Origin of the sequence: Stutzerimonas stutzeri (genome assembly GCF_013522825.1) — a bacterium.
GTDB classification, from domain to species: Bacteria; Pseudomonadota; Gammaproteobacteria; order Pseudomonadales; family Pseudomonadaceae; genus Stutzerimonas; species Stutzerimonas stutzeri_AK.
The window spans coordinates 141,258-163,330 of record NZ_JAAMQZ010000004.1; the positions used below are offsets into that span (position 1 = coordinate 141,258).

General features: G+C 61.6%; 22 protein-coding genes. 11 read left to right on the plus strand and 11 right to left on the minus strand.

The window, feature by feature from the left end; all coding sequences use genetic code 11:
- Positions 1-10: 10 nt before the first annotated feature.
- Entirely contained in the window at positions 11-808 is a 798-nt protein-coding gene (locus G7020_RS04425; protein WP_181082726.1) for an acyl-CoA thioesterase, read from the plus strand.
- On the opposite strand, the gene G7020_RS04430 is transcribed toward G7020_RS04425, so the two are convergent.
- The gene (locus tag G7020_RS04430) at positions 809-1,606 is read right to left on the minus strand and encodes a TatD family hydrolase (RefSeq protein ID WP_181082727.1); all 798 of its coding nucleotides are present in this window, start codon (positions 1,604-1,606) and stop codon (positions 809-811) included.
- Positions 1,607-1,784: 178 nt separating this feature from the next.
- On the opposite strand from G7020_RS04430, the gene G7020_RS04435 reads away from it, so the two are divergent.
- On the plus strand, positions 1,785-3,197 hold the full coding sequence (locus tag G7020_RS04435; RefSeq protein WP_181082728.1) for a transglycosylase SLT domain-containing protein: 1,413 nt from the start codon (positions 1,785-1,787) through the stop codon (positions 3,195-3,197).
- A 93-nt stretch (positions 3,198-3,290) separates the two neighbouring features.
- Here G7020_RS04435 and greB read toward each other — a convergent pair whose 3' ends face one another.
- The 3 genes from greB to G7020_RS04450 form a co-directional block, all read right to left on the minus strand.
- Positions 3,291-3,791 carry a transcription elongation factor GreB gene (gene greB / locus G7020_RS04440; protein WP_181082729.1) on the minus strand — a complete coding sequence of 167 codons (501 nt, stop codon included), beginning with the start codon at positions 3,789-3,791 and terminating at the stop codon, positions 3,291-3,293.
- An 88-nt stretch (positions 3,792-3,879) separates the two neighbouring features.
- On the minus strand, positions 3,880-6,384 hold the full coding sequence (locus tag G7020_RS04445; protein WP_181082730.1) for an ABC transporter permease: 2,505 nt from the start codon (positions 6,382-6,384) through the stop codon (positions 3,880-3,882).
- The gene (locus G7020_RS04450) at positions 6,381-7,067 is read right to left on the minus strand and encodes an ABC transporter ATP-binding protein (RefSeq protein ID WP_181082731.1); all 687 of its coding nucleotides are present in this window, start codon (positions 7,065-7,067) and stop codon (positions 6,381-6,383) included. The genes G7020_RS04445 and G7020_RS04450 overlap by 4 nt, the downstream gene beginning before the upstream one ends.
- A gap of 10 nt (positions 7,068-7,077) precedes the next feature.
- On the opposite strand from G7020_RS04450, the gene G7020_RS04455 reads away from it, so the two are divergent.
- The 3 genes from G7020_RS04455 to G7020_RS04465 all read left to right on the plus strand — a co-directional run bounded on the left by G7020_RS04455 (position 7,078) and on the right by G7020_RS04465 (position 9,040).
- Positions 7,078-7,683 (plus strand): arylesterase, encoded by a 606-nt coding sequence (locus tag G7020_RS04455; RefSeq protein WP_181082732.1) that lies wholly within the window; start codon positions 7,078-7,080, stop codon positions 7,681-7,683.
- 44 nt (positions 7,684-7,727) lie between these two features.
- Positions 7,728-8,009, plus strand: a complete 282-nt coding sequence (locus G7020_RS04460) for a hypothetical protein (RefSeq protein ID WP_181082733.1) — start codon at positions 7,728-7,730, stop codon at positions 8,007-8,009.
- Between the two features lie 68 nt (positions 8,010-8,077).
- Positions 8,078-9,040, plus strand: a complete 963-nt coding sequence (locus tag G7020_RS04465) for a L,D-transpeptidase family protein (RefSeq protein WP_181082734.1) — start codon at positions 8,078-8,080, stop codon at positions 9,038-9,040.
- 110 nt (positions 9,041-9,150) lie between these two features.
- Here the strand turns inward: G7020_RS04465 and G7020_RS04470 are convergent, their stop codons facing one another.
- Positions 9,151-9,405 carry an Lpp/OprI family alanine-zipper lipoprotein gene (locus tag G7020_RS04470; RefSeq protein ID WP_037022633.1) on the minus strand — a complete coding sequence of 85 codons (255 nt, stop codon included), beginning with the start codon at positions 9,403-9,405 and terminating at the stop codon, positions 9,151-9,153.
- A 443-nt stretch (positions 9,406-9,848) separates the two neighbouring features.
- Between G7020_RS04470 and G7020_RS04475 the strand changes: the two genes are divergently transcribed.
- Positions 9,849-10,136 carry a GNAT family N-acetyltransferase gene (locus G7020_RS04475; RefSeq protein WP_181082735.1) on the plus strand — a complete coding sequence of 96 codons (288 nt, stop codon included), beginning with the start codon at positions 9,849-9,851 and terminating at the stop codon, positions 10,134-10,136.
- Positions 10,137-10,189: 53 nt separating this feature from the next.
- Here the strand turns inward: G7020_RS04475 and G7020_RS04480 are convergent, their stop codons facing one another.
- The gene (locus tag G7020_RS04480) at positions 10,190-11,266 is read right to left on the minus strand and encodes a 3-deoxy-7-phosphoheptulonate synthase (protein ID WP_181082736.1); all 1,077 of its coding nucleotides are present in this window, start codon (positions 11,264-11,266) and stop codon (positions 10,190-10,192) included.
- 332 nt (positions 11,267-11,598) lie between these two features.
- Here G7020_RS04480 and cysB point away from each other — a divergent pair, with 332 nt between their 5' ends.
- On the plus strand, positions 11,599-12,573 hold the full coding sequence (gene cysB / locus G7020_RS04485; protein WP_181082737.1) for an HTH-type transcriptional regulator CysB: 975 nt from the start codon (positions 11,599-11,601) through the stop codon (positions 12,571-12,573).
- 92 nt (positions 12,574-12,665) lie between these two features.
- Here cysB and G7020_RS04490 read toward each other — a convergent pair whose 3' ends face one another.
- Positions 12,666-13,400 carry a phosphoadenylyl-sulfate reductase gene (locus tag G7020_RS04490; RefSeq protein ID WP_181082738.1) on the minus strand — a complete coding sequence of 245 codons (735 nt, stop codon included), beginning with the start codon at positions 13,398-13,400 and terminating at the stop codon, positions 12,666-12,668.
- Positions 13,401-13,586: 186 nt separating this feature from the next.
- On the opposite strand from G7020_RS04490, the gene thrH reads away from it, so the two are divergent.
- Entirely contained in the window at positions 13,587-14,204 is a 618-nt protein-coding gene (thrH, locus tag G7020_RS04495) for a bifunctional phosphoserine phosphatase/homoserine phosphotransferase ThrH (RefSeq protein ID WP_181082739.1), read from the plus strand.
- A 219-nt stretch (positions 14,205-14,423) separates the two neighbouring features.
- On the opposite strand, the gene pabB is transcribed toward thrH, so the two are convergent.
- From pabB to G7020_RS04515, 4 genes are all read right to left on the minus strand, one after another.
- Positions 14,424-15,770, minus strand: coding sequence for an aminodeoxychorismate synthase component I (pabB, locus tag G7020_RS04500; RefSeq protein WP_181082740.1), 1,347 nt, complete (start codon positions 15,768-15,770; stop codon positions 14,424-14,426).
- A gap of 108 nt (positions 15,771-15,878) precedes the next feature.
- On the minus strand, positions 15,879-16,865 hold the full coding sequence (locus tag G7020_RS04505; RefSeq protein WP_181082741.1) for an alpha-L-glutamate ligase-like protein: 987 nt from the start codon (positions 16,863-16,865) through the stop codon (positions 15,879-15,881).
- Positions 16,866-16,869: 4 nt separating this feature from the next.
- A complete protein-coding gene (locus G7020_RS04510; RefSeq protein ID WP_181082742.1) occupies positions 16,870-18,396 on the minus strand; it encodes an inactive transglutaminase family protein in 1,527 nt (508 codons plus the stop codon).
- Between the two features lie 4 nt (positions 18,397-18,400).
- Entirely contained in the window at positions 18,401-18,937 is a 537-nt protein-coding gene (locus G7020_RS04515) for an ATP-dependent zinc protease (RefSeq protein ID WP_181082743.1), read from the minus strand.
- 269 nt (positions 18,938-19,206) lie between these two features.
- Between G7020_RS04515 and G7020_RS04520 the strand changes: the two genes are divergently transcribed.
- From G7020_RS04520 to prpC, 3 genes are all read left to right on the plus strand, one after another.
- Positions 19,207-19,932, plus strand: a complete 726-nt coding sequence (locus tag G7020_RS04520) for a GntR family transcriptional regulator (protein WP_181082744.1) — start codon at positions 19,207-19,209, stop codon at positions 19,930-19,932.
- Positions 19,929-20,816, plus strand: a complete 888-nt coding sequence (gene prpB, locus G7020_RS04525; RefSeq protein ID WP_181082745.1) for a methylisocitrate lyase — start codon at positions 19,929-19,931, stop codon at positions 20,814-20,816. Before G7020_RS04520 ends, prpB begins: the two co-directional genes overlap by 4 nt.
- Before the next feature lie 97 nt (positions 20,817-20,913).
- Positions 20,914-22,041 carry a bifunctional 2-methylcitrate synthase/citrate synthase gene (gene prpC, locus G7020_RS04530; RefSeq protein WP_181082746.1) on the plus strand — a complete coding sequence of 376 codons (1,128 nt, stop codon included), beginning with the start codon at positions 20,914-20,916 and terminating at the stop codon, positions 22,039-22,041.
- Positions 22,042-22,073: the final 32 nt, after the last annotated feature.

Genomic DNA, 22,073 nt, shown 5'->3' on the forward strand with positions numbered 1-22,073 from the left:
CGAGGCAAGCATGACCCTTTCCGAACTGATACAAGCCGTGCGCGACAACCCACAGGAACTCGTCGTACCCGCCAGCTGGGGGCAGGGCCGGGCGGGCTTTGGCGGGCTGGCGGCGGCGCTGGTGTACGAGGCGATGCGGGCGCAGGTGCCGGAAGATCGCCCGGTACGCTCGCTGGCCATCACCTTCGTCGGCCCGCTGCTGGTGGATACGCCGGTCAGCTTCGAGGCCGAGGTGCTGCGTGAAGGCAAGGCGGTCAGCCAGGTGCTCGGTCGGGCCATGCAGAACGGCCAGGTGGTGACACTGGTGCAGGGCAGTTTCGGCGCCTCGCGTGCGTCCGTCGTCGCGGTAGAGGCGGAGCCGGCACCAAGCATGCCTGCGCTGGAGGCCTGCCAGGAGTTGCCCTACATACCCGGTGTCGCGCCGGAGTTCACCCGGCACCTGGCCATGCGCTGGGGCATTGGCGGCTTGCCGTTCAGCGGCAACACCTCGCGGGAAGTGGGCGGCTGGGTGCGCCAGCGTGGCGAGGTCGCGCGCGAACCGCTGACCATTGCCCATGTACTGGCGCTGGTGGACGCCTGGCCGCCTGCCGTGCTGTCGCACCTCAAAGGCTTCGCTCCCGGCAGTTCGCTGACCTGGACCATCGAGTTCATTCAGCCGCAGCCACACGTCGATACCCATGACTGGTGCCAGTACCGCGCCGTGATCGAGCACGCCCGCGATGGCTACGGCCACTGCGCCGCCGCGCTCTGGAGCCCCCAGGGCGAACTGCTGGCCTTGAGTCGGCAGACGGTAACGGTGTTCGGCTGACTACAGCGCTGGAATACGGAAAAACCGCTGCGCGCAGGCTGTGCTGCTTGCAGCCAGTTCCTGTTCGCTCACTTCTCGATGCCGTGCGACTTCGCGCAGGACCTCAGGAAGATACGCCGGCTCGTTGTGCTTGGGCCGGGGACGCAGCGTGCGCGGCAGCAGGTAGGGTGCATCGCTTTCAAGCATCAGACGTTCGCTGGGTATTTCGCGCACCAGCGAATGCAGATGCGTCCCGCGGCGTTCGTCACAGATCCAGCCGGTAATGCCAATATGCAGATCGAGGTCGAGATAGCTGTAAAGAGCACGTTTTTCACCAGTGAAACAGTGCACCACGGCGGCGCTGAGCTGATCACGAAAGGACCGGACGATGTCTGCCAGACGCTGCTCGGCCTCGCGCTCATGAAGAAAAACCGGCAGACCGGTTTCCACTGCCAGTTGCAGCTGTTCTTCGAGGACTCGCTCCTGCTGCGTGCGCGGCGAAAGATCACGATTGAAGTCCAGCCCGCATTCACCGACTGCGCGTACCTCGGGTTCGTCGAGCAACTGCCGGAGTGCTGCCGCACTCTGCGATGACCACTGGCTTGCCTCGTGTGGATGAATGCCGACAGTGCAGAACAGTCGCTGGCCACTTTCGTCCAGGTCGCGGCAGAGCGCCAGGGCCGCTTCGCTTTCGCTGAGGCTGGTGCCGGTCAGCACCATCTGCATGACGCCGGCGGCATGGGCGCGGTCGAGAACGGCGCGTGGGTCACGGCTGAAGGTCGGATGTGTCAGATTGACGCCAATATCGACAAGTTGCATGAATAAGCTCACTTATAAGATGAAAATATAACTATATAATTCAATTAGTTAAGGCTGATAGCTAAGGTCATGTGTCGGTAGTTGCTGGCGACTGCTTCTCTGCTGTGAGAACCTTCGCCGCCTTGCGCCAGGGCTGGCCGCACGGCATCTTGTTCCATTCGAGTCGATACCTTCGCCGATGACCCGTTTACTGCCTCTGTTGCTCTGTCTGCTGATGCTGGTTGCGCCCTGGCCGGCGGTTGCCCGCGTGGTTGGCCCGCAGGCCTGGCAGGCGGCGGATACGGTACGCGATCTGGCGCAGATTCGCCGCAGCGGAGTGTTGCGCGTGCTGGTGAATCAGAGCCGCAACAGCTCCGGTGAGGTGAAGGGGGAGGCGATCGGCGTCGAGTATGTGCGCTTGCGCGCCTTCGAGCAGTTTCTCAATCGCGACTCGCAGGGACACACGATCACCCTGAAAGTCATCCCTAAGGCAAAGGACCAGTTGCTCGCCGCCCTGCAGAGGGGAGAAGGCGACCTGGTTGCGCCGGGCGAGTTGCTCGAACGAGGCACCATGCGCCAGGTGAGCCGTACCCGTGCCGTTGTGGAACAGGTTCCGATGGTACTGGTCACGCGTCAGGGCAGTCGACGTTATACGCAACTGCAACAGCTCTCTGGCCGCAGCCTGGCATTGCCGGCAGGCAGTGTCGCCGGCACCACGCTGGAAAAGATCAACCGTGAGCTGATGCAGGCCGGACGGGCACCCATCGTTGTCGAGTGGGTCGACTCGACGCTCGCCGTGGAGGATGTGTTGGAAATGGTCCAGGCCGGCATTTACCCGGCGACTCTCGTTGAGCGGACGATTGCCGAGCGCTGGGCGAAGGTGTTGCCGAAACTTCGTATCGAATCGCAACTGACGCTGGGTAAGCACGCGGACATGCACTGGTTCGTGCACAAGGACGCGAGCATGTTGCGCGCCAGCGCTGATCGCTTTCTGACGAGTTATCGTGTCCCGGACAATCAGGATGCCGCTTTCGTGCGGGTGTACCGGCGTCTGTATCGGGTGCAGTATCCACTGGATTCCATTGGCCGGCAGCGTCTGGAAAAGGTCCGCTCGACCCTGCAGCGTCATGCCCGGCAGCAGGACATAGACTGGCTGAACCTGGCAGCGCTGGCCTTCAAGGAGTCGACCCTCGACCCGGCGGCCCGTGGCGCTTCAGGCGCCACCGGGCTGATGCAGGTGACACCCGCCACGGCTCGCAGTATGGGCGTCACCGATATCGGCAAGCTGGACGACAATGTACTGGCCAGTGCCAGGTATCTGGCCAGTATCCGCCGGGATTTCTTCGCCAGCCCCAGGCTCAACGAGCGTGAGCGCATGGCGTTCATCCTCGCCGCATACAACCTGGGGCCGCAACGGGTGCAGAGCATGCGTGCCGAAGCCCGCCGCCGAGGCCTCAACCCGGATCAGTGGTTCTTCCAGGTCGAACGAATCGCCATGGAAACCATGGGCATGGGCGTGGTGAGTTACGTCAATGCAGTGAACAAGTATTACCTGGCCTACAACCGGGAGCGCAATCTGCTGGAGGCGGGGCCGCAGAGTGCGGCCAGGTAGCCGGGCAGGCAAGACAAAGGCGAAAACAGGCGAGAAACGCGCGTCAGTCGCAAGCGGCTTGCCGAGCCTGTTATTGCCAACGCAGGTAGTTTTTCATGTCTGATAGTCGATGGCGACGATATACCAGAGCCTCGCCCCGGTCGGCGTCTGTACCTGCACTTCGGCATCCAGTGGCTTGCCTACCAGGGCTCTGGCCAGGGGCGAGTCGATACTGATCAGGCCTTGCCTGAGATCCAGTTCATCCGGACCGACGATGCGATAGCGGGCCTGTTCGCCATCCTCGTCCTCGACGGTCACCCAGGCGCCGAAGTACACCTTGCCTGGATCGCCTGGCCGCTCGCTGACGACCTTGAGCTTCTCCAGCCGCTTGGTGAGAAAACGTACGCGGCTGTCGATCTCGCGCAGCATTTTCTTGCCGTAGGTGTATTCGGCGTTTTCCGAGCGATCGCCTTGCGCGGCGGCTTCACTGACCGACTGGGTCACCTGCGGGCGCCTGACGTGCCAGAGTTCGTGCAGTTCGGCACGCAGGCGCGCTTCACCTTCGGGCGTGATCAGCGGGGTGCCGGCAGGGCGCGGCGGACGGTAACGACTCATGGACTATCCGGATCGGCTATCGGGGCCGCACATTGTAAGCTGGTGGCCAGTTTCAGCCAGCAGCATCTGCGGCAGGGCCGATACGGGCTCAATTCTCGCGCAGCACATTGAGCGGGCTGGCGTTCAGCGCACGACGTGTACCTATCACGCCCGCGCCGCCGACCAGCAAGGCGCCGATCACCGGCAAGAGCAGCAGCCAGGGATGCGGCTGCCAGCGCAGGTCGAAGACGAAGTGATAGAGCAGGGCGCTGACCAGTTCGCAGCCCAGCGCGGCCAGCAGGCCGCTGGCCGCGCCGAGTACGCCGAATTCGGCGCGCCGGGCCTTGAGCAGCAGCTTTCGCTCGGCGCCCAGCGCCCGCAGCAACGCACCCTGGCGGATGCGTTCATCGAGGGTCGCCTGCAGGCCGGCGAACAGCACGGCAAGACCCGCTGCCAGCACGAACATCAGCACATATTCTACCGCCAGAGAGACCTGCGCGAGGATGCTGCGCAGTTGGCCGAGCAGGGCCTCGACCTGCAGGATCGTCGCGGAGGGGAAATCGCGGGCGAGCTGCACCAGTTCGCGATCCTTGCCGGGCGGCAGGTGGAAGCTGGTCATATAGGTGGCCGGGACGTCCTGCAGGGTCTGTGGCTCGAAGATCATGTAGAAATTGGGCTGGAAACTGTCCCAGTTCACTTCGCGCAGGCTGGTGACGCTGACGTCACGGGTAATGCCGCCCACGGTGAAGGTCAGACGGTCACCCAGTCCTACCCTCAGGCTCTCAGCCAGCTCCGCTTCCACTGATACGCTGGGTAGTTCGCCCGGCTTTTCGCTCCACCAGTGGCCTGCCGTCAGGCGGTTGTCCGCAGGCAGTTCCTGCGCCCAGGTCAGGCTCAGATCGCGGCGGACCGCCCGTTCGCCCTGGCTTTCCTTGCTGACGATCTGCCGTACCGGCTCGCCATTGATGGCCACCAGCCGTCCCGGCACCACCGGATACAGCGGGGCGGCGTGATCGGACAGGACCGTGATGCGCTCACCGAAGGCGGCACTGTCCGCCGGCAGCACGTTCAGCACGAAGTGGTTGGGGGCGTTTTCCGGCAACTGCTCCTGCCAGGTGTCCAGCAGTTCGCCGCGCAGCAGTGCGATCAGCGCCATGGCCAGCAGGATCAGGCCGAAGGCCAGGGATTGGCCGGCAGCGGCCAGTGGATGGCGCAGCAACTGGCCTAGGCCCAGCCGCCAGGGCAGGGAGGCGCCGGACAGCGTCCGGCGCAGTCCCTGCAAAGTCAGTAACAGCAGGCCGCCCAGGACCAGCGTGGCGAGCAACCCGCCGCCGAGCAGGGCCAGAGTGATTTTCAGGTCCAGGCTCAGGCGCCACATGATCAGCCCCAGGGCGACGATGGCCGTGCCGTAGACCAGCCAGGTGCTGGGCGGCACCGGCAGCATGTCGCGGCGCAGCACACGCAGCGGTGGCACGCGGCCCAGTGCGGCCAGCGGCGGCAGGGCGAAACCGGCCAGGGCCACGAGACCCGTGGCGATGCCGGCCAGCGCCGGCCAGAGTGTTGCGGGAGGAATTTCGCTGACCACCAGATCACGCAGCAGAAAAAACAGCCCGTGCTGCGCCGCCCAGCCCAGCAGCGCGCCGGTCATGCTGGCCAGTGCGCCGAGATAGGTCAGTTGCAGGGTATAAAACAGCAGCGCTTCGCGCCGGGACAGCCCGAGGCAGCGCAGCAGCGCGCTGGCGTCGAAGCGGCGTGAGGCAAAACGTGCAGCGGACAAGGCCACGGCAACCCCGGCGAGCAATACCGCCGCCAGGCTGGCCAGGTTAAGGTAGCGCTCGGCACGACCCAGGGCACCGCCGATCTGGCGATTGCCATCTTTCGCGGTCTCGATGCGCTGGTGCGGCTGTAGATCAGCCTGGATGGCCTGCTGATAGGCCTGCAGCTGTGACGCAGGCCCGCGCCACAGCTCGCGGTAGCTCACGCGGCTGCCGGGCTGGACGACACCGGTTGCCTGCAGATCGTCAAGGTGCATCAGCACCCGTGGCGTCAGGCTGTAGAAGTCACCCACACGATCCGGCTCGTAGGTCAGTACGCGGGTCAGCTTCAGCTGTTTGTTACCGACTTCGATCAGATCGCCAATCTGCAGATCCAGGGCGGCGAACAGCCGTGCCTCGGCCCAGGCTTCGCCGGGTTGCGGTCCGTCGTCACTGATCTGCTCGGGTTGATAGGGCGCGGCGGCGCTGCGCAATTCGCCACGCAACGGATAATGGCTGTCGGCGGCCTTGACGCTGGCCAGTTGCAGGTTTTCATCGGTGGCGATGACGCTGGAGAACTCAACCACTCGGGCATGATCGAGCTGCAAGAGGTTGCCCGCTTCGATCTGTTCCGGCGCTGCGGGGGCGCTGCCGCGCACGACCAGGTCGGCGCCGAGGAATTCGGTGGCGCGCAGAAGCATGGCATCGTTCAGGCGCGCGCCGAAATAACCGATGGCGGTACTGGCCGCCACGGCGATCAGCAGCGCGAAGAAGAGTATGCGCAATTCGCCCGCGCGGGCATCGCGCATGAGTTGCCGCAGGGCGAGGGTGGCCAGCCGGCCAATGGTCATGCGCCTCATCGAGTCTGCTCGGCGTCGATCCTGCGGCCACCTTCAAGGCGCAGTAAATGCTGGCAGCGCTGCGCAAGCTGCTCATCATGGGTTACCAGAATCAGCGTGGTCGTGCGCTCGCGGTTCAGCTCGAAAAGCAGTTCCGTGATGTTCGCGCCGGTGTGGCTGTCGAGATTGCCGGTCGGTTCGTCGGCAAACAGCACCTCGGGTTCGGCGGCGAACGCACGGGCGACGGCAACGCGCTGTTGCTCGCCGCCGGACAGTTGCCGTGGATAGTGGTGCAGGCGCGCACCCAGACCGACACGTTCGAGCAGTTCGCTGGCCTTTGCCTGGGCATCGCGACGACCATGCAACTCCAGCGGCAGCATGACGTTTTCCAATGCATTGAGGCTGTCCAGCAGCTGGAAAGACTGGAAAACGAAACCGACATGCTCGGCACGGACCCTGGCGCGCTGATCCTCGTCCAGCTCCCCAAGGCGATGGCCAGCCAGGGTTACTTCACCGGAGGTGGGCAGGTCGAGCCCGGCGAGCAGGCCGAGCAGGGTGGATTTCCCCGAGCCGGAAGTGCCGACGATGGCCAGGCTGTCGCCCTTGTCCAGGGTCAGTGACACCGCGTCGAGGATGGCCAGTTCACCTTCCGCGCTGGGTACCACTTTGCTAAGGTTCCGGGCATTGAGAATGCTGTCGCTCATGGAGATTCCGATGCGAATGTGGCTGAAAGGTGGGATTCTGGTCTTGCTGTGCTGGACCCAGGGCGCCCTGGGCGGGACGGTCCTGGTGGTCGGGGATAGTATCAGCGCCGCTTTCGGCCTGGAAACCAGCCAGGGCTGGGTGCATATGCTTCAACAACGACTGGATTCACAGGCTCTGGAGTATCAGGTGGTAAATGCCTCGATCAGTGGTGACACCACGGCGGGCGGGCGTTCCAGGCTGCCGGCGCTGCTCGATGAGCATGCACCTGAAGTCGTGATTCTGGAGTTGGGCGGCAACGATGGCCTGCGCGGTCAATCACCGCTGCAATTGAAACAGAATCTTGCGGCGATGGTCGAGATGTCGCAGGAAGCGGGAGCCCAAGTAGTGCTGCTGGGCATGCGCATGCCGCCGAATCTGGGCCAGCGTTACACCACGGCATTCGCCAATGCCTTCGACTCACTCGCCGGTGAGCAGGATCTGCCCTACGTTCCGTTCTTTCTCGAAGGGGTAGGTGGCGTCGCGAACATGATGCAGTCCGATGGCATTCACCCCACGGCCATCGCTCAGGAACGGTTGCTGAACAACCTCTGGTCGGTGCTCGAACCCTTGCTTTGAGGCAGCGGCGCGGATAGTGTCGCGCCCCTTGATTGGAGCCTCGAATGCCTCGCCCAGCCTGGTCCCTTTTTGCCTACCGTCTTATCGTCCCGGATGAGCAGTTCGATCTGTTCGCCTGCCGTGAGAATCGCCTGCATCTGGCCCTGCGCCAGCTGGAGCTGAACGGCCAGGCTGATCGCACCCTGTGCGGTGGTTTTCTGCCGGCGCAGCCGCGCTGGCAGGATCTGGAGCAGGGCCTGCTGAAGGATCGTCGGCTCTGTCCGGTCTGTCGTGAAACGCTCAGCGCACAGCGCCGGCGTCTACCATCGGCTCTCAGTGCCTGGTAGGTGACTCGGAGTTCTTCCTTCCTTCACGTACAATCGCCGACAGCACCACTCACCCCAAGGAACCCTGAATGCTCTCGCGTGCCTCTGCAGTCGCCTCCTGTGTGTCACTCACTGCCTTGCTGCTGGCCGGACAATCGGCGGCGCTCGAATTGCCGCTGCCGCCCGAAGGCGAGGATGTGGTGGGCGAGATTCAGGTCATCAAGGCCAAATACGAAGATACCTTCGCGGCCCTGGGCGAGACCTATGACCTGGGTTACCTGGAGCTTGTCGCAGCGAATCCGGGGGTCGATCCCTGGCTTCCGGGTGAAGGCACCGACATCATTTTACCGACACGCTTCATCCTGCCGCCGGGGCCACGCGAAGGCATCGTGATCAACCTCGCCGAGTACCGTCTGTACTACTACCCGGAAGGTCAGTCCGTGGTGCATACCTATCCGCTGGGCATCGGGCGGGAAGGCTGGGGATCGCCGGTGGGCAATACACGCATTTCAGCCATGACCAGCAATCCGGCCTGGTATCCGCCACAGTCGATTCGTGACGAGCACGCCGCTGATGGCGATCCACTGCCTAAGGTGGTCCCCCCAGGCCCGGACAACCCGCTGGGGCCATACAAGATGACCCTGGCGATGCCGGGCTATCTCATTCATGGGTCGAACAAGAAGTTCGGCATTGGCATGCGTGTCAGCCATGGCTGTTTCCGTATGCTCAATCACAACGTTCTTGAGCTGTCAGGGCGAGTCAAGGTAGGCACGCCGGTGCGTATCATCGACGAGCCATACAAGTTTGGTGTCAGCCAGGGCAAGGTCTACCTGGAAGCGCATACGCCGCTGGAGGAGGAGGACCGGCCCATGACGCTCATGGACAAGCATGCCGTGGTGGTCAATACGTTGCTCAAGCGGGACGATGATGCGGGGACGTTACGGCTGGATTGGGAGATGGTACGCGAGATCATCGCGGGAGAAGATGGCCTGCCCATTCAGATTGCCGAGCAGGGCCAGACCCTGGTGAGCCATGAAGAGCCGGTTTTCTAAGATGTTGAAAAATCTTCGCGCATAAAAAAGCCGACCTGTTTACAGGTCGGCTTTTTAACGCCTGTAATCCGCCCTGAATGGCTTTTCGGCTTTCAGGGCGGCACAGAGACTCACTTGCGGCTGGCGCGTTCCAGCATGCGCAGTGCGCGCTCGTTGGCTTCGTCAGCAGTCTGCTGAGCCTTCTGAGCGGCCTGCAGAGCTTCGTCAGCCTTGCTGTACGCTTCGTCAGCACGAGCCTGGGCGCGAGCAGCAGCGTCTTCGGTGGCGGTCAGACGAGCTTCGCCTTCTTGAGTCATGCTGTTGCTGCAACCAGTAGCCAGAACGGCAGCGAAAGCCAGAGCAGAAAGTTTCAGAACGTTGTTCATCGTGTTCCCCTTGAAATGAAATCCATGGCAACTTCCATTATGGAAAGTTGGCGGGCACATACTACCGATAAGTTTCGCCAAGTAAACTGAGGCAGACACCTGCCAGCACAGTTTTTATGCGAACTCGCCTGTTTTTCAATGGCGGCTGAGCTGTCTGGCTGAAAAACAGCCAAAGCCAGCACTTTTATCCGTTGTATTGACTCTGGCGGAAACTCAAAGTTGCACCATCGTGCCAGTTTGAGCGGCAAGTAACCGATGCTTTTCGAGACAGTGGTTTGTGGCGTCTGGCGGTTGGTTGAACAGCGCAGGCAGGTTTCAGGGGCGAGCAGCAGAGCACTGGCACGCGAGACTGCACAGAGAGATGGCGCGCGCTGTTCGCTGAAGGCATTATCAGCGTTGTACGAGGCAGGCGAGCATGCAGAACCCACAGTGAAGGAGGCGTGATGAGCGACACACTGACCATCCACCATGATCGGGCAGGCCACCAGTTCGAGACGACCGTGGATGGTCATCGTGCTTATCTGGCCTATATGGATCTGGGCAAGCAAACCCTGGATATCTATCGAACCTTCGTTCCTGATGCGCTACGCGGTCGAGGCGTCGCGGCTGTTCTGGCCCGGCATGCGCTGGAATACGCCGAACGCGAGGGTTATACGGTGATTCCTTCCTGCTCGTACGTCGAGCGCTACATAGAAAAGCAGGGCAAATCGCAAGGTGGTTCCGACAGTTAGGTTCCCGAATGAAAAAACGCCGCAAGCGGCGTTTTTTCATTCGACTCTTTCAGTCAACCGCGCGCCCGTCTCGGCAGTGCCTCGGCGAGCTTGGCATGCATGCCGAGTATGGCTTTCTCGGTGGTGTCCCAGTCGATGCAGGCATCGGTAATGGATACGCCGTATTTCAAGTCCGCCAGATCCTTGGGAATCGACTGGTTTCCCCAGCCCAGGTGGCTTTCGACCATCAGTCCGACGATGGAGTTGTTGCCTTCCAGAATCTGGTTGGCGACGTTGTCCATGACCAGTGGTTGTAGCGCCGGGTCCTTGTTGGAATTGGCATGGCTGCAATCGACCATGATGTTGTGGCTGATGCCCCCCTTGCTCAGTTCCTGCTCGCATACCGCGACACTGACCGAATCGTAGTTGGGCTTGCCGTTGCCGCCGCGCAGCACCACATGGCCGTAGTTGTTGCCTTTGGTGGTGACAATGGAGACACCGCCCGCCTGGTTGATGCCGAGGAAGCGGTGCGGGCTGGACACCGATTGCAGCGCATTGATCGCCACGGTCAGGCTGCCATCGGTGCCGTTCTTGAAGCCGACCGCCGAGGACAGGCCCGAGGCCATTTCGCGGTGCGTCTGGGATTCGGTAGTACGTGCGCCGATGGCCGACCAGCTGATCAGGTCCTGCAGATACTGCGGAGAGATCGGGTCCAGGGCTTCGGTAGCAGTGGGCAGCCCCATCTCGGCCAGGTCGAGCAGCAGCTTGCGACCAATGTGCAGGCCGTCCTGGATCTTGAACGAGTCGTCCATATAGGGATCGTTGATCAGGCCCTTCCAGCCGACGGTGGTGCGCGGCTTCTCGAAGTAGACCCGCATGATCAGAAACAGGCTGTCGGACACTTTCTCGGCCAGCACCTTGAGGCGTTCGGCATATTCATGCGCGGCCTTGAGATCGTGGATCGAGCAGGGGCCGATCACGATGAACAGGCGATGATCCTTGCCATCGAGGATGTCACGAACGACCTGTCGCCCTTCGGAAACGGTCTTCAATGCGGAGGCGGTGAGGGGGAGTTCCCGCTTCAACTGCTCCGGTGTGATCAGGGTTTCGTTGGAGAAAACGTTAAGGTCGTCGATCGGTAAATCAGCCATCGTGTTACTCGTCAGGGTCACGGTTGCCGTCCGCCAGCCATCCCGGTGCGGCGGAGCAGGGCCTGGGGGCGCAGCGGGGAGGCGGAACCTTATCGCGTATCGAGTCGTTTCGACAATCACCTTGAAGTCGCAAGAGCTGGTCGGACAGCCCGCTTGGTAGTGGTTTCGTACCGGACTGCTAAGATCAAACGAAGCTATCGAATCCTGCTGTGCTTGCGGGCAAAGCGGGCAGGCAGCACATGGATAAATGATCTAGAATCGCGTGCTATCTATGCGCAAGCGTTATAAGAAGTGATGGCTATCGGATGTCACTGCTTTTTTGAGGGATTTCTATGAAGCTTCAGCAACTGCGTTACATCTGGGAGGTGGCGCATCATGACCTCAATGTCTCGGCCACCGCGCAAAGCCTGTTCACTTCGCAGCCGGGTATCAGCAAGCAGATTCGCCTGCTCGAAGATGAACTGGGTGTCGAGGTGTTTGCCCGTAGCGGCAAGCATCTGACGCGTGTCACGCCCGCTGGCGAGCGGATCATCACCACGGCTGGCGAAATTCTTCGCAAGTGCGAAAGCATCAAGCAGATTGCCCAGGAGTTTTCCAACGAAAAGAAGGGCACGCTGAGCATTGCCACTACCCATACCCAGGCCCGTTACGCCTTGCCGAGGGTCATCAGCCGGTTCATCAGCCAGTACCCCGACGTTTCCCTGCACATGCATCAGGGCACACCGCTGCAGATCGCGGAAATGGCCGCCGATGGTACCGTGGATTTCGCCATTGCCACCGAAGGGCTTGAGTTGTTCGGCGACCTGGTGATGATGCCCTGCTACCGCTGGAATCGTTGCGTGGTGGTGCCGCAGGGGCATCCCCTGGCGAAACTGGAAAAACTCACCCTGGAAGCACTCGCCGAACACCCCATCGTCACCTATGTGTTCGGCTTTACAGGGCGCTCCAAGCTCGATGAGGCCTTCAGCCATCAAGGGCTGTCACCCAAGGTTGTGTTCACGGCGGCGGATGCCGACGTCATCAAGACCTACGTGCGGCTGGGGCTGGGAGTAGGCATCGTGGCGCAGATGGCGGTAGATGCCAGGCTCGATCCCGATCTGGTCGTGCTCGACGCCAGCGAACTCTTCGAGGCCAGCGTCACCAAGATCGGCTTTCGGCGCGGTACCTTTCTGCGGGGCTTCATGTGCGATTTCATCGAAGCCTTCGCACCGCATCTGGACCGGGAAATGCTCGACAAGGCCGTGAAGTGCCGCAACAAGCTCGAACTGGAAGAGCTGTTTCAGGACGTCGAGCTGCCGACCTACTGAGCAGAGTATCGCTGCGCTTTTCCGTAGGGCCGAATGCATTCGGCCAAGGCTGCAGCAGGTGTAAGGGGTTCGGCTCTGCGAACCCCGCAACCTTATTCCCTGGCGATCAGGTTGCCGGCGTGTAACCCGCATTCCTTCTGCGTGGACTCTTCCCACCACCAACGACCTTCGCGTTCGTGTTGGTTGGGCAGCACCGGGCGTGTGCAGGGTTCGCAGCCGATGCTGATGAAACCGCGCTCATGCAGGCTGTTGTAGGGAATCTCCAGCATGCGGATATAACCCCAGACTTCCTCGCTGGTCATCTGCGCCAGCGGGTTGAACTTGTACAGGGTGTTGTCTGGCGTAGAGAACGCGGTATCGATCTCCAGCACCGAAACCTGACTGCGGGTGCCGGGGCTCTGGTCGCGACGCTGGCCCGTGGCCCAGGCGCGAACGGTGGCCAGTTTGCGCCGCAGCGGTTCGATCTTGCGGATGCCGCAGCATTCGCCATGACCGTCGCGGTAGAAACTGAACAGCCCTTTCTCGTTGACCATCGTCTCCAGCAGCTTCGAATCCGGAGTCATGATCTGGATAGGGATCTTGTAATGGTCGCGCACCTGCTCGATGAAACGGTAGGTTTCGCTGTGCAGGCGACCGGTATCGAGGGTGAAGACCCGGACGTTCCTGTTCAGCTTCCAGGCCATGTCCAGCAGGACCACGTCTTCGGCGCCGCTGAAGGAAATCCACAAGTCATCGCCGAACAGGTCGAAGGCCTGCTTGAGGATCTCTTGGGGTGATTTGCCGGCGTAGGCTTCGGCCAACGCGGTAACGTCAATGGATGGGCTCATCGGGCGGCTTTCCTTCTATGCGGCGCTTCGGCGCTCTGAGGGCGCGGATGGTATCAAAAGGGTTTTATATCGCTAAATAACCTTTAACTACCAAGATCAAGCATTTCGAATATAAGCCTCGCATTGCTTCGCCCGTGCCGTGCCGTTAGAGTGCCGCCTTCAATTTTATGCATTGAGGAGTGGCCCGTGGAAATAGCCTGTCTCGACCTGGAAGGTGTGCTGGTTCCGGAAATCTGGATCGCCTTTGCCGAGGCCACCGGAATCGAATCGCTGCGGGCGACCACGCGGGACATTCCCGACTACGACGTGCTGATGAAGCAGCGTCTGCGCATTCTCGATGAGCACGGCCTGAAGCTGGCCGACATCCAGAAGGTTATCGCCACCCTGAAACCGCTGGATGGCGCGGTGGAGTTCGTCGACTGGCTGCGCGAACGCTTCCAGGTGGTGATCCTCTCGGACACCTTCTACGAATTCTCCCAGCCGCTGATGCGCCAGCTGGGCTTCCCCACGCTGCTGTGCCATCGCCTGATCACCGACGAATCCGATCGTGTGGTGGATTATCAGCTGCGCCAGAAGGATCCCAAGCGCCAGTCGGTCCTGGCCTTCAAGAGCCTTTACTACCGCGTCATCGCGGCGGGTGATTCGTACAACGACACCACCATGCTCAGCGAAGCCCATGCCGGCATCCTCTTTCACGCGCCGGACAATGTCATCGCCGAATTCCCACAATTCCCGGCGGTGCATACCTTCGACGAGCTGAAGCAGGAATTCATCAAGGCTTCGAACCGCAAGTTGGCGCTTTAACGGCAAGAGCCGATAAGAGCGCTTGAGGCTAGAAGGCTGGACGAGAAAAGCCGATAAGAGTGCTTGAAGCTGGAAAGCTGGACGGAAAAGCTTGATGGGGTTTTGGCATTAGGCTACACGCTGTCCAGCCTCCAGCCTCTGTAGGTCGGCTCACGCTTCACCGAGCCGACGAGCGGAGCCAGGTGGATGTAAAAAGCGGCATCCACCCTACATTGCAGCTTATAGCCCCTCCAGCGTCCCCAGCAGCACCTTCACCTTGTCGATCGACTCCTGATATTCGGCTTGCCATTCGGAGTCGGCGACGATGCCGCCACCGCCCCAGCAATTGATCTGTCCGTCCTGGACGAGCAGGGTGCGAATGGCGATGGAGCTGTCCATTTCCCCGCGCACATCTATATACAGCAACGAGCCGCAGTAGATGGCACGACGGGTGGCTTCCAGTTCGTCGATGATCTGCATGGCGCGGATTTTCGGTGCGCCAGTAATCGAGCCACCGGGAAAGCTGCCGGCCAGCAGGTCGAAGGCGTCCTTGTCTTCGGCAAGACGACCGCTGACGCAACTGACCAGATGGTGCACGTTGGGATAGCTTTCCAGCGCGAACAGCTCCGGCGTCTGCACGCTGCCGGTTCGGCAACTGCGGCCCAGATCGTTGCGCAGCAGGTCGACGATCATCAGGTTTTCGGCACGATCCTTCTGGCTGTCGAGCAGTGCTTGCGCCTGTGCGGCGTCGCTTGGCGCGTCATGCCCGCGAGGGCGCGTACCCTTGATCGGGCGCGTCTCCACCTCGCCCTGACTCAGGCGCAGAAAGCGTTCCGGTGACAGGCTGGCGATAGCGCCGTGCTCCAGCGCCACAAAGCCCGAATAAGGTGTCGGACAGGCCGCACGCAGCGCCCGGTAGGCGACCCAGGCATCGCCCTGGCACGCGGCGCGAAAACGCTGGGCGAAATTCACCTGATAGCAATCGCCAGCCTGGATGTATTGCTGGATGCGTTCGATGGCCTGGCGATAGTCGTCCCTCTCCAGGTCGGCGGCAAAGGGGCCGAGCAGGGCAAAGCCTGTGCTGTCGTCAGCGTTCGAAGCGGCTGCCTCGAAGAGCCCGATCAAGCGTTCACGCTCATTGCCTGCCAGCGAAGGATGGAAGACCAACTGACTGCTGCGCTGCTGGTGATCGGTTATCAGCGCCCAGGGATAAAGCCCGAAGCGGGCGGCGGGAAAGTCGATATCGGCCTGCGCCTGCTGCGGCAACCTTTCCAGCAGCCTGCCGAAGTCGTAGCTGAGCAAGCCGAGCAGGCCGCCGATAAAGGGCAGTTCGCAACCCTCGGGTGCGCTGGCCGCGCCCAGTTGCCGCAAGGCCTGGCGTAAACGCTGGAAAAAGTCTGCTGCGGATTCTTCGGCAGTGGGTTGGAGAATCTGCTGCGGCCAGGCGCTCAGAAGATCGTAGCGTCCGCGCTCGGCGACCGGGCGGCCCGAGTCCAGCAGTACCGCGCCGGGGGCGTGGCGAATGCGCTCGAACCAGGGCGCGGGGTCGGCTTGATAGGGCAGTGGGTGCAGCGTGCAGATGGGCATGGGCTGGGTCGGTGTGGGGCCGCTCGCAGGCTGTTGGAAAACTACCTGCGTTGGCAATACTTCGTTAAAAACAGCTTGCTGGTCATGGCGCGAGCGGCCCGGTGTGGATCAGTCAGCGTGAGGCGGAACGTGCCCGAACAGCTCCTGGGCGAATTTCACCCGCTCTTCGGGCGTTTCCTTGATGCCTTTTTCCTTGAGTTCCGCCAGCCGGGTTTCCACCGCCTGCGCCCGGTGGGTCAGGCCGCAATCGTTGGCGATCTGGATGTTCAGGCCGGGGCGGGCGTTGAGTTCGAGGATCAGGGGACCTTTTTCCTCATCGAGCACCATGTCGACGCCGATGTAGCCCAGGCCGCACAACTCATGGCAGCCGGCGGCGAGCGTCATGAAACCGTCCCAGTTGGGCAGTTGCACACCGTCCACCGCATTGGTGGTGTCGGGGTGCTTGGTGATCTTGTTGTTCAGCCAGGTGCCGCGCAGGGTGATGCCGGTGGCCAGGTCCACGCCGACGCCGATGGCGCCCTGGTGCAGGTTGGCCTTGCCGCCCGACTGGCGTGTGGGCAGACGCAGCATGGCCATCACCGGGTAGCCCATCAGCACGATGATGCGGATGTCCGGCACGCCTTCGTAGCTGATGCTCTTGAAGATCGGGTCGGGCGTCACGCGGTACTCGATCAGCGCACGGTCACGCAGGCCGCCCAGCGAGTAGAGGCCGGTGAGAATGTTGGAGATCTGATGTTCGATCTCCTCGTGGGTGATGATCTTGCCTGAAACCGTCCGGTAGCGGCCCTCGAAGCGATCGGCGATCACCAGGATGCCGTCGCCGCCGGCACCCTGGGCCGGCTTGACGACGAAGTCGGGGTGATCCTTGACGATCTCCTTGAGCTTCTCGATGTCCTTTTCGGTCTCGATGATGCCGTACATCTCCGGCACATCGATGTCGGCCTCGATGGCGCGCTCCTTGGTGATGATCTTGTCATCGACGATCGGATACAGGTTGCGCTTGTTGTACTTGAGCACGTAGTCCGCGTTGCGGCGGTTGATGCCCATGATCCCTTTGGCTTCCAGCGCCTTCCACGTCTTGATCAGACCGAACATGGGCTCAATCCTTCAGAAAGGCTTTGAAACGAAACAGCTCGGTCAGGCGGTAGCCGCGGTAGCGACCCATCGCCAGCATGAAGCCCACCATGATCAGCAGCACCGCCGGGAAGGTGAAGATGAAGTAGGTCAGCTCTGGAATGTTCATCAGCATGAACGACAGGCTGGCCGCGATCAGGGTGCCGACCGCCACCTTAAAGGCGTGGCCGCCGCCGCGTTCTTCCCAGGTGATGGACAGGCGTTCGATGGTCATGGTCAGGATCACCATCGGGAACAGCGATACCGAGAGGCCGCGTTCCAGCCCGAGCTTGTGACTGAACAGGCTGATCACCGCAATCAGCACCACGACGAAGGTCAGCACCACCGACAGGCGCGGCAGCATCTGCAGCTTGAGGTGTTCCAGATACGAGCGCAGCGACAGGCCCAGCGCGGTGATCACGGTAAACAGGATGATGCCGAACCCGATCTGGGTTTCGCGGAAGGCGAGGGCGATCAGTACCGGGGTGAAGGTGCCGAGTGTCTGCAGGCCACCGAGGTTGCGCAGGATCAGGATCACCAGCACGCCGATGGGGATCATGATCATGATCTGGTAGGTCTGCTGGGTCTGCAGCGGCAGGCCGTAGAGCGAGTATTCGAGGAAATCCGCGTCGGTGTTCTCGTCGGTCAGCTTGGCCAGGCGAATAGCGTTCATCTCGCTGCTGTTGAGGGTGAAGGTCACCTGCGGGTTGCGTCCGCCTTCCAGGGTGACCAACGGCTCGTCGCCGGTCCACCAGACCAGGCGGTCCTGCGGCAGGCCCTGTTCGCCGGTTTCGGGGTTGAAGTACAGCCACCTGTCGCCATTGAAACTGCGCAGCCACAGCTCCGGCGTTTGCGCTACGTCGGACAGCAGTCGCACTGTATGCACGCGCTCCATGGGCACGTGGGCGATGGACAGCAGCAATTCGATCACGCGAGCCTTGTTCGCCGTGGCCGAGTCGCCGCCGAGGAGCAGTTTCACGTTGTCATCATTGGCATTGTTGACACGCTTGATGGCTTCACTGATGAAGGTTTCGACGTCCGCCGAGTGCTGGCGAATCGGTGAGAGCAGGGCTTCGGCGGCGATTTTCTCCGCGCCTTCGACCGGAATGCTGTCGCGGAAGATCGGGCCGCTGGCCTTGGTCTGTTCGCCGCTATAACGCTTGGTCAGCACCAGGCGGTAATAGAGTGTCTGCTTGCCCGTGACGCGGCGCGCCGACCAGGTGACCCGGCGGTTGCCATCGGCGCGGTTGATGCTGACGCCATAGTTGTTGGAGATGAAACTCTCGTTGAGGCTGACGAATTCCTGATTCAGCGGCGGCACGTACATCTGCAGCTTGACCGGCTCGCGCGGATTGGCCTGGAACTCGACCTTGGCATCGATATTCCACAGATCATCGGTTTCGTCTTCGGTCACCGGAATGCCGAGAATGAAGATCTGGTAGGCCGTTATCGCAATGCCCAGCGTGACAAGCAGGAAGATCAGGACTTTCAGATGCAGGGTTAGCGCGCGCATGGGGTCACTCGTCAGCGTCGGATTCGGTGATGCAGCCGGGCTTGCCGGCGACGTAAGTAAGGCTTGGATCGACCAGCGCACCGAAGCGGGTCAGGGCATCGGAACCAATCAGAAGTGGGTATTGGAAAGCGCTGCGGTCCGTGAGGTTCACTTCAATGGTGCGCAGTGCCTTGCCCATGCACAGCTCAAGCTCGATGACGGGACGCGCCGTGTAGGTTTTTTCTTCTTCCGGGTCGAAGTCTCCGGCACGCCGCTTGATCTTGCTGATACGCGCCAGCGGACGTTCGATGGGGTGGCTGTGCGCGCTGTCGATGGCCAGATAAAAGCGTACCCAGGACTCTCCGTTGCGCTTGAAACGAGTGATGTCGCTTGCGCTGAGCGAAGCCGTCTGGGCACCGGTGTCGAGCTTGGCGGGCACTTCCAGACCGAAGTCAGGCAGCGCCACATGTTCGTTCAGTCCATAAATGGTCTTGTCGGCGGCCAGGCCAATCGAGGGCGAGAAACATGCGCAGAGCAGCAGGGAGTAGGCTTTGACTCTCATGGAACCTGTGGTCTTCGAGATTGGAAAACGAATGGCCGGAACCGGCCCATGCTTTTGTCATTGTTGCCGCAGGCGGGCGCCGACACTGCAAAGGCCAGCATTCTAGCATGCTGGTTTCAGGGTCGCGACAGCGTAACCGGACGGCTCGAACAGCACCTGTGCCATCTCCGACTTTAGTCATATTGTTGACAATTATCCCTGTGCTGATTTGACTGCTGGGCAATCGCGGCGTAATTTGCGGGCATTGAAATGGTCAAGTGTTGACAATCATGCTCGATACACTGGAATTTCCCACGGCAATACAGCAAGCGGACAGCGGCACGCTGTCCGAGCACGTGTTCCGGCTGATCCAGGCGGCCATCGTCAAGGGCGATATTGCGCCGGGCAGCAAGATTTCCGAACCGGAATTGGCGCGTACCTACGGCATCAGTCGCGGTCCGCTGCGTGAGGCGATTCACCGCCTCGAAGGGCAGAAGCTGCTGGTGCGCATTCCCCATGTGGGCGCCCGCGTGGTCTCGCTCAGCCATGCCGAACTGATCGAACTCTATGAAATCCGCGAGTCACTGGAAGGCATGGCCTGCCGGCTGGCTGCCGAGCGCATGAGCGACGCCGAGATCGAAGAGCTGCGCCGCGTGCTGGGTACGCACGAACGCGACGAGGCCTTCCAGGCGGGCGTCGGTTATTACCAGCAGGAAGGCGATTTCGATTTCCATTACCGGATCATCCAGGGCAGCGGCAACCGCACCCTGGCCAAGCTGTTGTGCGACGAGCTTTACCAGCTGGTGCGCATGTACCGCATCCAATTTTCCACCACACCGAACCGTCCGCATCAGGCCTTCGCCGAACACCATCGCATCCTCGATGCCATCGCCGAACGCGATGGCGAGCTGGCGGAGCTGCTGATGCGCCGCCATATCGCCGCTTCCAAGCGCAATGTTGAGCGCCACTTCAAGGGCGTTCTCGAACACACACCATATAAAAGGGGTAATGCATGACTCTTCCTTCTGCCGGTCAGCGTTTCCGTGACGCCGTGGCCAGTGAACATCCGCTGCAGGTCGTCGGCGCCATCAACGCCAACCATGCCCTGCTGGCCAAGCGCGCCGGCTTCAAGGCCATCTACCTGTCCGGTGGCGGTGTCGCCGCCGGTTCGCTGGGACTGCCGGATCTGGGTATCACCGGACTCGACGACGTGCTGACCGACGTGCGTCGTATCACTGATGTCTGCGATCTGCCTCTGCTGGTGGATGTGGACACCGGCTTCGGCTCCTCGGCCTTCAACGTGGCGCGTACCGTCAAGTCGATGATCAAGTTCGGTGCGGCGGCGATCCACATCGAGGATCAGGTCGGCGCCAAGCGCTGCGGCCACCGTCCCAACAAGGAAATCGTCTCCCAGCAGGAAATGGTCGACCGCATCAAGGCCGCCGTCGATGCCCGTACCGATGACAGCTTCGTGATCATGGCGCGTACCGATGCGCTGGCCGTCGAAGGCCTGAATGCCGCTCTGGATCGCGCCGCTGCCTGCATCGAGGCCGGCGCCGACATGATCTTCCCGGAAGCCATCACCGAACTGGCCATGTACAAGACCTTCGCCGACCGCGTGAAAGCGCCGATCCTGGCCAACATCACCGAATTCGGCGCCACGCCGCTGTACACCACCGAAGAACTGGCCAGCGTCGACGTGTCCCTGGTGCTGTACCCCTTGTCGGCGTTCCGCGCCATGAACAAGGCGGCGGAGAATGTCTACACCGCGCTGCGCCGCGACGGCACGCAGAAGAATGTGGTCGACACCATGCAGACCCGGATGGAGCTGTACGACCGCATCAACTACCACGCCTTCGAGCAAAGCCTCGATGCGCTGTTCGCCCAGAAGAAGAGCTGAGTGGTGGCTGGCTCCGACCGTCATGACGCTCGGAGTCGGCGGGTCTTCATCGATGCAAGTTGAAATATCCCGAATAAATCCAATAAGGAGATAACCCATGGCTGAAGCAAAAGTATTGACCGGGGCAGGCCTTCGCGGCCAGATCGCAGGTCAGACTGCACTGTGCACCGTCGGCAAGACCGGCGCCGGGCTGACCTATCGCGGCTACGACGTGCGCGATCTGGCTGCTGAATGCGATTTCGAGGAAGTGGCCTACCTGCTGTTCTACGGTGAACTGCCCACCGGCGAGCAACTGGTTGCCTACAAGAACCGCCTGAAGACCCTGCGTGACCTGCCGCAGACCCTCAAGGAAGTGCTGGAGCGCATCCCGGCCAGCGCTCACCCGATGGATGTCATGCGTACCGGCACCTCGATGCTGGGCAATCTGGAGCCTGAAGTCAGCTTCGAGCAGCAGCGCGATGTCGCCGAGCGCCTGATGGCCGCTTACCCGGCGATCATGTGCTACTGGTACCGCTACAGCCATGAAGGTGTACGGATCAACTGTACCAGCGACGAAGACACCCTGGGCGGCCACTTCCTCGCGCTGTTGCACGGCAAGAAGCCGAGCGACCTGCACGTCAAGGTGATGAACGTTTCGCTGATCCTCTACGCGGAGCATGAGTTCAATGCCTCGACCTTCACCGCGCGCGTCTGTGCCTCGACCCTGTCCGACCTCTACTCCTGCGTGACCGGCGCCATCGGTTCGCTGCGTGGCCCGCTGCACGGCGGCGCCAACGAGGCGGCAATGGACATGATCGAGCAGTGGAAGAGCCCCGAAGAGGCCCGCGAAGCCATCCTCGGCATGCTCGAGCGCAAGGACAAGATCATGGGCTTCGGTCACGCCATCTATAGCGTTTCCGACCCGCGCAACGAGGTCATCAAGGTCTGGGCCAAGCAGCTGGCCGACGAAGTTGGCGACACCGTGCTCTATCCGGTATCGGTAGCCGTCGACGAGACCATGTGGGAGCAGAAGAAGCTCTTCCCCAACGCCGACTTCTACCATGCCTCGGCCTACCACTTCATGGGCATTCCCACCAAGCTGTTCACGCCGATCTTTGTCTGCTCGCGTGTAACCGGCTGGGCCTCCCATGTGTTCGAACAGCGCGGCAACAACCGGATCATTCGGCCAAGCGCCGATTACATCGGTCCGGAACAGCGCAAGGTCGTACCGATCGCCGAGCGTTGATCGGATAAGGGGGAGACCGCGAGGGCTCCCCT